The 13,238-nt window shown below is 71.4% G+C and carries 11 protein-coding genes; 5 read left to right on the top strand and 6 right to left on the bottom strand.

The window, feature by feature from the left end; all coding sequences use genetic code 11:
* Window positions 1-9: 9 nt before the first annotated feature.
* Complete coding sequence (locus H295_RS0107405) at window positions 10-972, bottom strand: hypothetical protein (RefSeq protein ID WP_020134708.1); 963 nt, start codon at window positions 970-972, stop codon at window positions 10-12.
* A gap of 11 nt (window positions 973-983) precedes the next feature.
* Window positions 984-2,456 carry an APC family permease gene (locus H295_RS0107400; RefSeq protein ID WP_020134707.1) on the bottom strand — a complete coding sequence of 491 codons (1,473 nt, stop codon included), beginning with the start codon at window positions 2,454-2,456 and terminating at the stop codon, window positions 984-986.
* 346 nt (window positions 2,457-2,802) lie between these two features.
* Here H295_RS0107400 and H295_RS0107395 point away from each other — a divergent pair, with 346 nt between their 5' ends.
* Window positions 2,803-3,270, top strand: a complete 468-nt coding sequence (locus tag H295_RS0107395; protein ID WP_020134706.1) for a DUF5709 domain-containing protein — start codon at window positions 2,803-2,805, stop codon at window positions 3,268-3,270.
* Between the two features lie 43 nt (window positions 3,271-3,313).
* Here H295_RS0107395 and sthA read toward each other — a convergent pair whose 3' ends face one another.
* Window positions 3,314-4,717 (bottom strand): Si-specific NAD(P)(+) transhydrogenase, encoded by a 1,404-nt coding sequence (gene sthA, locus H295_RS0107390; RefSeq protein WP_020134705.1) that lies wholly within the window; start codon window positions 4,715-4,717, stop codon window positions 3,314-3,316.
* Between the two features lie 365 nt (window positions 4,718-5,082).
* On the bottom strand, window positions 5,083-5,289 hold the full coding sequence (locus H295_RS0107385) for a hypothetical protein (protein ID WP_020134704.1): 207 nt from the start codon (window positions 5,287-5,289) through the stop codon (window positions 5,083-5,085).
* A gap of 191 nt (window positions 5,290-5,480) precedes the next feature.
* Between H295_RS0107385 and H295_RS0107380 the strand changes: the two genes are divergently transcribed.
* Window positions 5,481-7,754, top strand: coding sequence for an MMPL family transporter (locus H295_RS0107380; protein WP_020134703.1), 2,274 nt, complete (start codon window positions 5,481-5,483; stop codon window positions 7,752-7,754).
* Here the strand turns inward: H295_RS0107380 and H295_RS0107375 are convergent.
* Window positions 7,711-8,832, bottom strand: coding sequence for a PP2C family protein-serine/threonine phosphatase (locus H295_RS0107375; protein ID WP_020134702.1), 1,122 nt, complete (start codon window positions 8,830-8,832; stop codon window positions 7,711-7,713). The genes H295_RS0107380 and H295_RS0107375 overlap by 44 nt on opposite strands.
* A 335-nt stretch (window positions 8,833-9,167) precedes the next feature.
* On the opposite strand from H295_RS0107375, the gene H295_RS0107370 reads away from it, so the two are divergent.
* On the top strand, window positions 9,168-10,064 hold the full coding sequence (locus tag H295_RS0107370; RefSeq protein WP_020134701.1) for a GNAT family N-acetyltransferase: 897 nt from the start codon (window positions 9,168-9,170) through the stop codon (window positions 10,062-10,064).
* A 64-nt stretch (window positions 10,065-10,128) separates the two neighbouring features.
* On the opposite strand, the gene H295_RS0107365 is transcribed toward H295_RS0107370, so the two are convergent.
* Window positions 10,129-11,007, bottom strand: coding sequence for a Gfo/Idh/MocA family protein (locus H295_RS0107365; RefSeq protein WP_020134700.1), 879 nt, complete (start codon window positions 11,005-11,007; stop codon window positions 10,129-10,131).
* 247 nt (window positions 11,008-11,254) lie between these two features.
* Here H295_RS0107365 and H295_RS0107360 point away from each other — a divergent pair, with 247 nt between their 5' ends.
* Window positions 11,255-12,112, top strand: coding sequence for an aldo/keto reductase (locus H295_RS0107360; protein WP_020134699.1), 858 nt, complete (start codon window positions 11,255-11,257; stop codon window positions 12,110-12,112).
* Between the two features lie 154 nt (window positions 12,113-12,266).
* The gene (locus H295_RS0107355) at window positions 12,267-13,085 is read left to right on the top strand and encodes an SAM-dependent methyltransferase (RefSeq protein ID WP_020134698.1); all 819 of its coding nucleotides are present in this window, start codon (window positions 12,267-12,269) and stop codon (window positions 13,083-13,085) included.
* Window positions 13,086-13,238 lie beyond the last annotated feature (153 nt).

The raw sequence follows: 13,238 nt of genomic DNA, 5'->3' as shown, positions 1-13,238 counted from the left end.
CCCCGCTGCTCAGGCGCGCACCCTGAACTCCTTGCGCCACTTGGTGAACTGCTGTTCCGCCTCCCCGGTGTACGACCACGGGGTGCGCGTGCCGCGGCGGTCCAGCATGCGCAGCAGGGGGGCGGCCACCTCCGCGGTACCCGCCAGACAGGCGGCATGGGCCAGGTAGTTGAGGTCGCGGAGCTCGCCCGGGTGCACGGTGTGGTCACTGCGGCCCACGATCCAGCGCTGCCAGGTCCGCCGTACGTCACTGACCGCCCCGTCGTGCTTCCAGTGCTGCCCGAGCCCCACGGACGCCCGGCGTTCCCCGTCGGCCGCGTCCACCGCCGCCCGGTACTCCTCGACCCGCGCGTACTGCACCAGCACCGGCAGCGCGGAACCCGGCGGGGCCACCCCGGCCGCGTCGCGGGCGAAGTCGTACATCAGGCCGTTCGAGCCGTGCCAACGGGACGAGTAGTAGTGCAGCACCTGGAGGTGGCCCTCGACGCTGTACGGGTCCCGGGCGTGCAACTCGTCCCACCAGCGCCCCAGTTCCTGCCGCCGCACCCCGGCCGGGTACAGCCGGGCCACCGAGATCAGCGAGATCCACGGCGTCGGGTCGTCCACGAACGCCTCGGACGCCTGAAGACAGGCCATCACCGCCGCGTCGATCCGGCGCCGGTCGATCGGCACCCCCCGCCCCGCCGCGATGGCCAGGTTGAACGCCCGGGCCGTCTCGGTGGCCGCCCGCAGCACCAGCGCGTCGCCGTTGTGCGGCTCGGCCGCCAGCCACGACTCCACCGTCGAACTCCCGGCGCAGGCCTGCGCGAGCGTCCGGACCCGGTGGCCCCGCGCGAGCCAGTCGGGGCCGGTCGCGCGCAGCAGTTCCCGCAGTCCCTGCCAGCGGCCGATGACGATGTCCTGGCGGGCGGTGGTGAGGGGGACGTCCCCGCAGTCGGGGTCGAACTCGGGGGTGAAACGGTCTCTCGCCATCGCACAACCCCTCAGAAGTCGGTCGGGAGACCCTCGTGGACCAGCGAGGGCCCGGCCGTCCCGCCGTCGGGAACCCAGTCCGTCGCGACCGTACGGCTCGCGTCGAGCCGCGCGGGCCGGTAGTAGTCGCTGCCCTTCTTCCAGTACCAGAGCATCGGGACGAGCCCCACGGCCAGTCCGCCCACGCCGATCGAGATCGCGGCCGTGCTCAGGTCGCCCAGCGACTCCACGAAGATCCAGAACATGAACAGCGCGCCCAGCAGCGGCCACAGCCCGCCGAGCAGGAAGTCGGTCGGGGACTTCAGCAGCATCTTGCGGTACGCGACGACCACGGCGAGGCCCGTCAGGCCGTAGTAGACGGCGATCTGGAGGCCGATCGCGGAGATCGCGTCGGACAGGATGTCGCCCACCGAGCCCAGGGCGTTGGAGGCGACGAACATCGCCAGCGCCACCGCGCCGACCACCACGATCGCCACCCACGGGGTGTTCCAGCGGCGGTGCACCCGGCCCAGCGCGGACGGCATCGTGCGGTCCCGGCCCATCGCGAACAGCGAGCGCGTGACCTGGATGAGCGTGGTCTCCAGGGTGGCGATGGTCGACAGCATCACGGCGACGATCAGCAGCTTGCCGCCCCAGCCCGGCAGGACCTCCTCGCCCAGCACGGCAAGGACGTTGGCGTCGTTGTCGTCGATCTGCTTCGAGGTGAGGATGACGTTCACCGCGATGGTGAACACCTCGAACAGGAGGAAGACGATGCCGACGCCGATGAGGCCCGCGAGGCCGGTCGTACGGCGGCTGTTGCGGGTCTCCTCGCTGAGGTTGCTGGTGACGTCCCAGCCCCAGTAGTAGAACGCGGCGATCAGCGCGCCCGAGGCGAAGCCCTGCATGCCGTCGAAGTGGCCGAAGCCCAGCCAGGACCACTCGAAGGCGCGTGCGCCGCCCGTGTGGAAGAGGGCGAGGACCGCGAACAGCGCGAGGATCGCCAGCTCGACGCCGGACATGATGAGCTGGGCGCGCACCGTGAGCCGGGCGCCGCCGAGCACCACCAGCAGCATCAGCACGAACCAGGCCGCGCCCACGACGGTCGACAGCGCGGTGTTGTCCGCGAGGTCCTGGTCGAAGAGGGACAGCGTCATCGAACCGGCGGGCAGCGAACCGGCCACCATGAAGATGGTCGCCGAGATCACCAGCGCCCAGCCGCTGACGAAACCCAGAAAGGGATGGAGCGTTCGGCCCACCCAGGAGTAACTGGCGCCCGCGTTCACGTCGATGCGGCTGAGATAGCTGAACGCGAGGGCGATGCCCAGCATGGGTATCGCGCAGTACAGCAGAGCCGCCGGACTGGCCAGACCCACCGCGCCGACCAGGACCGCGGTGGTCGCCGCGATCGAGTAGGCCGGCGCGCTGCCCGCGACGGCCATCACCACGGTGTCGAACGTACCGAGGGCGTTGGCCTGTAGCCCTCTGCCCCTGTTGATGCTCATGGTTGCGCTGCTTTCCTTAGGGCACGGCGTACGGACGCGGGGCCCCGTACGGCGCAAAAGAGTGGGGGGTGGCTCCGCCCCGGGACTGGAGAGGGATGGCCTCGGCCAGGGGAGGTGTCGAGAGGAATCGAGGGGTGCGGGGACCGCGCGATCGCTGTGTGGGCCGACGGTCACTCCGTGTGTGCGTGTGATGATAGCCCTATTCCTTGACCCTTCAAGATTAACTGGGGGGTAACCTTCCGAAACGGTGAAAGCCGTGCTCCGCGCACCTTTTGAGGTTGGACAGCGCGTTCGGGGAAACGCGGATCAGGACCGTGGATCAACCCCATGCGCGAAGGAGACGCCCATGTCCGGCGACCCGATGGCCGACGACGTCTACCAGCCGACCGGCACCAACGAGGAGCAGGAGGACGCGGCCCCGCTCGACCTCCAGGACGCCCTGGACGAGCGGACCTACGACGACACCCTCGACGAGGGCTACTCGCCGCCGGAGAAGCCCCTCGGTGTGACCCGGTACGGCACCACCGCGGCCGAGCAGCACGACGGCGAGACCCTCGACCAGCGCCTCGCCCAGGAGGTCCCCGAGGCGGCCGAGCCCGTCGGCGACGGCGTGGGCGACCTGCCCGGCGGCGAGGGCGAGCCGGTCGATCCCGAGGCCGGCACCGAGCGCGCCGGACGCCTCGTGGCCCCCGACGAGGGCGCCCACTCCGACACCACCAAGGAGGAGGTCGCCACCGACGTGGGCATCGACGCGGGCGCGGCCGGTGCCGAGGAGGCCGCCATGCATGTGATCGAGGACCCCGAGTCGCCCTGACGCGGGCCCCGGAGAAGCTCCTGAGGCGGGCGCCGGAGGAGCTTCAGTCCCCGATCCGGTCGATCTGGCGGAGCTTGTTCGTGGCGTCCAGGGCGGCCACCTTGTACGACTCGGCGAGCGTCGGGTAGTTGAACACCGCGTCGACCAGGTAGTCGACGGTGCCGCCGCAGCCCATCACGGACTGCCCGATGTGGATCAGTTCGGTGGCACCGGAGCCGAAGCAGTGCACGCCGAGCAGGGACCGGTCCTCGGCGGAGACCAGCAGCTTCAGCATGCCGTGCGAGTCGCCGACGATCTCCCCGCGGGCCAGTTCCCGGTAACGGGAGATGCCGACCTCGAACGGCACCCGGTCCTCGGTGAGCTGATCCTCCGTCCGGCCCACGAAGCTGATCTCCGGGATGGTGTAGATGCCGATCGGCTGGAGGTTGTGCATCTGCCCGACCGGCTCGCCGCAGGCGTGGTAGGCCGCCGCCCGGCCCTGCTCCATCGAGGTGGCCGCCAGCGCCGGGAAGCCGATCACATCGCCGACGGCGTAGATGTGCGGCACCTCGGTGCGGTAGTGCTCGTCCACGGTGATCCGCCCGCGGGGGTCCGCCGACAGGCCCGCCTTGTCGAGGTCGAGGCCGTCGGTGAGCCCCTGCCGGCCGGCCGAGTACATCACCGCGTCGGCCGGGATCTTCTTGCCGCTCTCCAGCACGGTCAGCGTGCCGCGGGGATGGCGTTCGACCGCGGCCACGGTCTCCCCGAAGCGGAACGTCACCGCGAGGTCCCGCAGGTGGTACTTGAGCGACTCGATCACCTCGACGTCGCACATGTCGAGCATCCCGGCGCGCTTCTCGACCACCGTGATCTTGCTGCCGAGCGCGGCGAACATGGACGCGTACTCCATGCCGATGACACCGGCCCCGACGATGACCATGGACCGCGGAACCCGTTCCAGGTTCAGCACGTTGTCCGAGTCCATGATGGTCCGGCCGTCGAACTCGACGCTGTCGGGCCGGGCGGGCCGGGTGCCGGTGGCGATCACGATGTGCTCGGCGCTGAGCAGCCGTTCCTGGCCGGTGACCTCGCGCAGGGCGATGGTGTGGTCGTCGACGAAGCGGCCGGTGCCGCCGTAGAGGGCGACGTGGTTGCGGGAGAGCTGACTGCGGATCACCTCGACCTCGCGGCCGACCACGTGCTGGGTGCGCGCGGTCAGGTCGGCGACGGTGATGTCCTCCTTGAGCCGGTAGCTCTGTCCGTACAGGTCGCGCTGGGTGAGACCGGTCAGGTACAGCACCGCCTCGCGCAGGGTCTTGGAGGGGATGGTGCCGGTGTGGATGGAGACCCCGCCGACCATGTCGGGGCGGTCGACGACGGCGACCCGGCGGCCCAGCTTGGCCGCGGCTATGGCGGCCTTCTGGCCACCGGGACCGGATCCGATGACGAGCATGTCGAAGTCGGGCACCCTCGCAAGTCTGGCAGCCGCAAGGCCCCTTCCGAAAGACCGAGCGGCCAACCGGCCCCGGAACGGCGGCGAGTTCGCCCGGCATCCCCGTCCGGGAGGGCCAAGTGCGGTGCCTGGCGCGTGAGTCACGGCGGTACGGCGACATCCTGACCCGCGCGCCCGACGACACGCGCCCGACGACAGCGGGCTGCACGGATGCGGGCGCTGGGCTGCACCGTATGCGGGCGCTGGGCTGCACCGGATGCGCCTGCCGGACGCCGGTGGGTGCGCCGGATCCGGCTGCCGCACGACAACGGCGTACGCCGGCCCGGCAGTCAGACGACCGGTGGCGGGTTGCCGCACGACAGCCAGGTCCACCGCCCCCGCTACGGCAGCAGCTTGTCCAGTGCCGCCGGGCCCTCCGCCGCCAGCTTGCGCCGGGCCCATTCCAGGTTGTGCGGGGTGATGTCCTTGCCCGAGGCCAGGACGAGGTCCTCCGGTGACACCTCGGTGCCGGTACGGGCGTGGAGCAGGGCGTCCGGGGTGGCGCGGTCCTCGAAGGACCCGGACGCGTCGGGCTGTGACGTCGGCATGATCTCGGCTCCTCGGATCCGGAAAGCGATGCGGCCCCGGTGAGGTCAACGGGTCCGATATCACCATTCAACGCCCGGGCCGACCCTGCATCCGGAGCCGTCCCGGCAACACGCCTTCGGGATGCCCCGGTGATGCGGCAGGCGTGTAATGGGGGTACTGAGCACTCGGGGACGGCAGGGAAGACGACGCCATGTCCACGACCAGCCGGAACAGCACGGAGAAGCAGGCCCAGGCACCGAGGGGCGTTCTGCGCAGACTCGGGGAGTGGTGCGCCCGGCACTTCGTGATCGTCGTGGTGGCCTGGCTGGTGGCCCTGGTCGCCCTCCAGGCCCTGAACCGCTCCTTCGGCGGGGACTACTCCGACAACTTCTCCCTCCCCGGCGTCCAGTCCCAGGAGGGCCTCGACGTCCTGAAGAAGCACGACCCCGCGGCCGGCGGCTACAGCAGCCAGATCGTCCTGCACGACGGTGACAAGGCGCTCAGCTCGCTCGGCTCGCAGATGTCCACGACCGTCAGCGACCTCCAGAAGCTCCCGCACGTCCTGTCCGCCCAGAACCCGCTCTCCGTGCCCGCCTCCAAGGTCGGACCGGTCTCCTCGGACGGGAAGACCGGCTACATCACCGTCCGCTTCGACGTCCAGCCCTCCACCCTCGGCGACGGCTACCTGCACGGTGTCGACAGCGCCGTACAGCCCCTGCGGTCGGCCGGCGCCGACGTCGAGTACGGCGGACCGCTCGGCGAACTCGCCCGGCCCGCCGCCAACGACAAGATCAGCGAGCTGATCGGCTTCGCCGTCGCGATCGTCGTCCTGCTCATCGGCTTCGGCAGCGTGATCGCCGCCGGCATCCCGCTGGTGACGGCGCTGATCAGCGTGATCGGCGGACTCGCCTGCCTGGGCCTGCTCGCCGCGGCGTTCACGTTCGCCACCGTCTCGCCGACCCTGGCCACGATGATCGGACTCGGCGTCGGGATCGACTACGCGCTGTTCCAGATCACCCGGCACCGCCAGAGCCTCATGGACGGCAAGGATCCGGTGCAGGCGGCGGGCCGGGCCACCGCCACCAGCGGACGGGCCGTCCTGGTCTCCGGCTGCACGGTGATCATCGCCCTGGCCGGACTGTCCGCGTCCGGGGTGGGGTTCATCGGAAAACTCGGAGTGGCCGCCGCGGTGACCGTCGTCTCCGCGGTCCTGGGCGCCCTGACCCTGGTCCCGGCCCTGCTGGGCCTGATCGGCAAACGCATCGACCGCTACCACGTACGCCGCCCGGTCGCCGAGACGGACGCCCCCGAGGGCGAGACACCGCACGGCACGTGGCACCGCTACGCCCAGCGGGTCGAGCGGCGGCCGTGGCAGTTCCTGGCCGCAGGCGTGACGACCGTCGCGATCCTCGCCATCCCGCTGTTCTCCATCCAGCTGGGCCACATCGGTGACGGCGCCGACCCGACCTCCTTCACCGACCGGCGCGCCTACGACCTGATGACCGACGCCTTCGGACCCGGCTCCAACGGGCCGCTCACCGTCGTCATCGACCAGACCTCCGTACCGTCCTCGCAGCGCTCGAACCTGTCCGCACAGGCGCAGAAGACCCTGAACGCCGTGCCCGGCGCCGCCACGGTCACCCAGTTGAACCCCACCCAGGACGGGGACGTCCTGATCGCCACCGTCTACTCCAAGGAGTCCCCGCAGAGCGCCACCACCACCGACCTCACCAACCGTCTGGTCGACACCACCCTGCCCGCCGCGGTCTCCGGCACCGACGCCAAGGGCTACGTCACCGGCACCACGGCCGCCCAGGTCGACTTCCGGGACATCGTCTCCAGTCGGCTGCCGCTGATCATCGGAGTGGTCGTCGCCCTCGCCTTCCTCGTCATCCTCGCGGTGTTCCGCGGGCTGCTCGTCGCCGTGAAGGCGGCCGTCCTGAACGTCCTGTCCATCGCCGCGTCCTACGGCGTCGTCGTCGCCGTCTTCCAGTGGGGCTGGGGCGGCCCCGCGCTCGGCGTCTCCGGGAAGGTGCCCATCGAGAGCTATGTGCCGATGATGATGTTCGCGATCATCTTCGGACTGAGCATGGACTACGAGATCTTCCTGCTCTCCCGCGTCCACGAGGCCTGGCTGCGCACCGGGGACGCCAAGGCCTCCGTCGCGCACGCCCTGGAGATCACCGCGCGGGTCATCACCTGCGCCGCGCTGATCATGGTGAGCGTCTTCGCCGCGTTCATCGTGAGCGACAACATCGTGGTCAAGATGCTCGGACTGGGCCTCGCCGTGAGCGTGCTGATCGACGCGACCGTCGTACGGCTGCTCATGGTCCCGGCCGTCATGACCCTGCTGGGCCGGCACGCCTGGTGGACACCCCGCTGGCTGGACCGGATCCTCCCGCACATCGACGCCGAGGGGGAGCACGAGACCGACGGGGCGGTCAGCGGGGATCGACAGGGCCGGGCGCGAGAACGAGCATCGTGACGTCGTCGTCGAGCTCCGGGGCGTAGTGCACGAGGTCGGTCCACACCCGCTCGGCGAGCACCGGAAGCGGCACCGGGCCGTCCGGGCCGTCGGCCGAGAACGCGACCAGCCGGTCGAGCAGCGGGTAGAAGGCCCCGGCGGAGTCCCGCGCCTCCCAGACGCCGTCCGAGGCCAGGAAGAGGCGGTCCCCGGGCTTCAGCGGGACCGTGAGCCCGGCCGGGAACGCCCCGTCGGACAGGCCGAGGCCGAGCGGGGTCCCCACCGGGGCGTCCAGCTCCACGGCCCGCCCGTCCCGCAGCAGCACAGGGCCGGGCTGACCGCACGCCACGATCCGCACCGCGCTCGCGCCACCGCCGAACTCCAGCACCACCGCCGTCGCGAACAGCTCCGAGTGCCGTACGGCCGCGGAGTCCACCACCAGCCTGCGGTCCAGCCGCGCCGCCACCGACTCGGGATCCGGCCGGTCGAGGACCGCCTCCCGGAAGGCCCCCAGCAGGGAGGCGACGGTCGCGACGGCCGACAGCCCGTGCCCCTGCACATCGCCCATGACCGCACGCACCCCGCAGGGGCCCTCCCGGACGTCGAAGAAGTCGCCGCCCACCAGCGTCCCCTGCTGCGCGGCCACGTACAGCCCCGCGCACCGCACGCCTCCCACCCGCTCCGGCAGCGGCGGCACGACGGCCCGCTGGGCGGCCTCGGCGACCGCGCGCTCGGTCACCAGCTGGGCGTCACGCCGACTGCGTACGTAGGAGACGAGCACACTCAGAGCGGCTACGAAGCCCACGGTCAGGGCGTCCTCGGCACCCGGATCGTTCAGCCGGAACGCCGGGATGTTCAGCACGGCCAGGACCAGCACGCCGAGCACCGCGGTCGCCCCCGGGCCGTACGACAGCACGGCCAGCGGCGGGATGGCACCGAGCAGGAACCCGATGTCCAGCGGATCCGGGCTCACCAGGGTCGACACGCACACCCCGGCCAGCAGGGCGGCGGGCAGCACCCGCACCCAGCGGGGCGGCGGGGCGCCGCCCCGCAGCCAGGTCCGCCCGTCCCGGTCGCGGCGCGTCGACCCGCCGCGCACTCCGCTCACACCACTACGCTGCTACGCCACGCCGGACGCCGCACCCCGAACCGGTCAACACGGACCCCCTTCCGGGACGCGGCCCGCAGGTGGAACACCCTTCAACACGGCTTCACGCACCGGTCAAGTCGGCTCACCGGCGACGGAGTTGAACGCGAAAGCCGGTGGACGCCGCTTCGCTGATCCCGTAGCGTGAGCCGCCACGCCCCGAGACCAGCGGAAGGAGGCGAGTGCCATGCAGTCCACGACAGTCCAGCGCTCCCTCTCCGTCGTCCCGGCGTGCCTCGTCTGACCGGGAGCGCCCCCCGCAGTACGCATCCCGGAGGAACCCACCCATGACCGACCTGGTCATCCGCGCGCTCGACGAGAGCGACGCCCATCTGTTCGACGCCCTGCCCGACCCGCTCGGTGCCCGCGAGTCCCACCGGCTCACCCGCCACCGACCCGACTGGAAGCGCGTGGCCCTGCGCGACGGCCGGGTGGTGGCGCGCGGCGCCTGGTGGGGCGGCCCCGACGCCACCGCGCCCCTCAACATCAACTGGTTCGACGTGGCTGAAGGCGAGGAGGAGGCCGGCGCCGAACTCCTGCGCACCGCGCCCTGGCAGGTCGAGCTGGAGATGAACCTGCCCGCGGGCTGGCGCGAGGACCCGGCGCTGCGAGCGGCCGCCGAGACCTGCTTCAGCGCCGCGCGGAAGGCCGGGCAGGAGCTGATGGTCGAGCGCTTCCTGTACCGCTGGACCCCGGAGTGCGGACTGCCCGAGCGCCCCGGACGCCTCGTGTTCCGCCCCGAACCGGACGACGCCGTCTTCTTCGGCCTCCTGCGCCGCATCCACTCCGCCACCCTCGACGCGCACGCCCTCAAGGCCATCGAGGAGGGCGGACTCGACCGGGCCGCCCAGGAGGAACTCGACTTCTTCCACTGGTGCCCCTCCCCTCGGGAGTGGTGGCAGATCGCATACACCCCCGAGGGCGACACGGCCGGCATCCACATCCCGGCCCACAACCCGTCGGGACCCTGCGTCGGCTTCATCGGGGTCGTCCCGGAACACCGGGGTCACGGCTACGCCTACGACCTCCTCGCCGAGTGCACCCACTACCTGGCCGACCGGGGCGCCGACTTCGTCTCCGCCGCGACGGACCAGGGCAACTTCCCGATGGCCGCCAACTTCACCAAAGCGGGTTACCCGGTGGTGCGGGAACGCTTGAACTTCGTTCCCACGCAAGCGGATTGACCGTCATCCCGGCCTCCCGGGAGTCCCCGTACGTGGACGCCAGGGCTCCGCTCCACTGCTGCCGCTACCGCTCCAGCAACGCCTCCGCCTCCGTCAGGATCTCCGTGACGCGCAGAGCGAAGGCGGCGTCGCACGGGTGAGGGCGGCCGGTGCGGGTGGCGGTGAGGAGGGCGTCGGTGGCCCGGATCAGGGCCGGTACGGCGCCCTCGGACGACTCGGGGAGCCGGGCCACTCCGCCCGCGCCCCGCAGCTCCACGCCCGCTCCCGCCGCCGCGGGCGGAGCCGTGAGGCTCAGTGTCAGGGTGCTCGACGCGCCGGAGGCGTGCCGCAGCACCACGTGGACCGTGTCCCCGGGGCCGTGCGCGGCCGCCGCCACCTCGCGGACCTCGCCCAGGATCGGCAGCAGCACCGAGAGGGCGTGCGGGCCCACGTCCCACAGGGCGCCCTTGTCCCGCCGCCACGGCGAGTCCGCGAACGGGCTCTCGCCGGTGAACACCGACCCGAGCCACTCGGCTCGACCCGTGAACCAGCCCTCCACCGAGGCTTGTTCGGCGATCCACGCCTCGGTCTCGGTCAGGAAGCGCGAGGTGAAGAACACCACCGACGCGACCCGGGTCTCCCGGACGGCCTCGACCACCGCCCGCCCCTGCTCGACCGTCGTGGCGAGCGGCTTGTCCAGCAGCAGATGACGCCCCGCCCGCGCGGCCCGCGCCGCGAGATCGGCCTGCACGGCCGGCGGCAGGGCTACGGCGACCGCGTCCACGTCGGCCAGGAGCGCGTCGACGTCGTCGTACACGCGTGTGCCGTGCTCGTCGGCCACCTTCTCGGCGGCTTCCGGGCGGCGGCCCCATACCCCGGCGAAGTCCACGTCCGGGTGCGCACTGAGCGCGGGGGCATGGGCCATCCGGGCCCAGGGACCGGTTCCGAGCAGTCCGATACGCATGCCGCCGCCTCTCTCACCACAGCCGATTCCCACCACGACCGGCCACGGCGTCACCGAGCGGTCGAGGTGAGCGTGTCACACGCGGGTGGCCGCCGCGCAACCACCGCGATTCAGTTCTCCGGTCGCTGAATCCGTTCTCTTTCTTCTATTGGACCTTCGAGTCGGAAGGCGGCCACCCTGGAACGAGCTCGTCCGCCTGCTGGAGCGAGTCCGCTTACCGCTCGACAGTCGAAAGAGGTCAAAGGCCATGCACACCCGCCGTATCGGTGATGTCGACGTCAGCTCGATCGGCCTGGGCGCGATGCCCATGTCCATCGAGGGGCGGCCGGACGAGGACCGTTCCATCGCCACCGTGCACGCCGCGCTCGACGCGGGCGTGACCCTGATCGACACCGCCGACGCCTACCACCGCGACGCCGACGAGGTCGGCCACAACGAGACCCTGATAGCCAAGGCGCTCGCCTCCCACGAGCGGGGCCGTGACGTCCTCGTCGCCACCAAGGGCGGCCACCTGCGCCCCGGTGACGGCAGCTGGACCCTCGACGGCAGCCCCCGGCACCTCAAGGAGGCCTGCGAGGCGTCCCTGACCAGGCTGGGTGTCGAGGCGATCGGGCTGTACCAGTTCCACCGCCCCGACCCCCGCGTCCCCTACGAGGAGTCCGTCGGCGCCGTGCGCGACCTTCTCGACGAGGGCAAGATCCGCATGGCGGGCATCTCCAACGCGAACCCGGAGCAGATCCGGTTGGCCAACGAGATCCTCGGCGGCCGACTGGTCTCCGTGCAGAACCAGTTCTCCCCGGCCTTCCGCTCCAGCGAACCGGAGCTGCGCCTGTGCGACGAGCTCGGCATCGCCTTCCTGCCCTGGAGCCCGCTCGGCGGTATCTCGCGCGCGGGCGAACTGGGCTCGGCCCACGCCCCGTTCGCGCGGATCGCCGAGAAGCACGACGTCAGCCCGCAGCGCGTCTGCCTGGCCTGGATGCTCGCCAAGTCCCCGGTCGTCGTACCGATCCCGGGTTCGAGCCGCCCGGAGACCATCCGCGACTCCCTCGCCGCCACCGACCTCGTGCTCGGCGCGGACGAACTCGCGGAGCTGGACGCCGCCTGACCTCCCCACGTGCTCTCGCCGGTGCCGTCCCCCGGTCCGCCACGTCGTTCGTACCAGGCTTTGACCGTGTGCGGACTGGCACCGGCGATCGTGGTGTCTCTAGGATGGACTCCCTGCCCTGCCAGGCCAGTTGGCGGCAATAGCTGGGGGAAAGATGAGCACCGGTAAGAAGCTGTCCACCTCGATCGACGCATCCGTACCCACGGCCGCGCGCATGTACGACCACTATCTGGGCGGCAAGGACAACTACGCGGCCGACCGCGCGGCCTGCGAGGAACTCGACAAGGTCGTCCCCAGCACCCGCAGGCTGGCCGTGAACAACCGCCGCTTCCTCCAGCGGGTGGTGCGGACCCTCGCCGCGGAGCACGGCATCCGTCAGTTCCTCGACCACGGATCCGGCCTGCCCACGCAGGACAACGTCCACCAGGTCGCCCAGCGCATCGACCCCGACTCGCACGTCGTCTACGTCGACAACGACCCGATGGTCCTGGTGCACGGCCGGGCGCTGCTGGAGCAGGACGAGCGGACCGCCGTCATCCACGCGGACATGCGGGAGACCGAGGCGATCTTCGAGCACGAGGACACCAAGCGGCTGATCGACTTCTCGCAGCCGGTGGCCGTGCTGTTCAACTCGGTCATGCACTGCATCCCGGACAGCGACACCGACGGCCCGGCCGCCCTGGCCCGCCGGGTCCGCGAGCGGCTCGCACCGGGCAGCTTCATGGTGATGTGCCAGCTGGTCAGCGAGGACGCCGAAGTGCGGGCCTTCGTCACGGACTTCATGGACAAGGCGACCCAGGGGCACTGGGGCCGGGTGCGTGAGCCGAAGGACGTCGCCGAGTGGTTCGACGGCCTGGAGATCCTGGAGCCGGGCCTCGTGGAGGTCTCCACCTGGCGCCCCGACTCCGAGGTGGCCCCCCGCCAGCTCACCCACGAGTGGATCGAGTTCGGCGGAGTCGGCCGCCTGGTCTGACCTGACCGCACACGGATGCCCTTGGCCCACCTGAGGAGGCCCGGCGCCAGGGGCACACGTGTGTCGGCGACGGCGCGACGAACCGCCCGAGTCGCCCCGCTTCGGTGAACCCTTCCTCTGGAGCGCCCTGTTCGGGCGCGGCCACTGACGTCG

The organism is Streptomyces sp. 351MFTsu5.1 (assembly GCF_000383655.1).
Classification (GTDB): Bacteria; Actinomycetota; Actinomycetes; order Streptomycetales; family Streptomycetaceae; genus Streptomyces; species Streptomyces griseorubiginosus.
The sequence above is the reverse complement of the archived record's forward strand: the minus strand, read 5'-3'. Positions and strand labels throughout refer to the sequence as shown.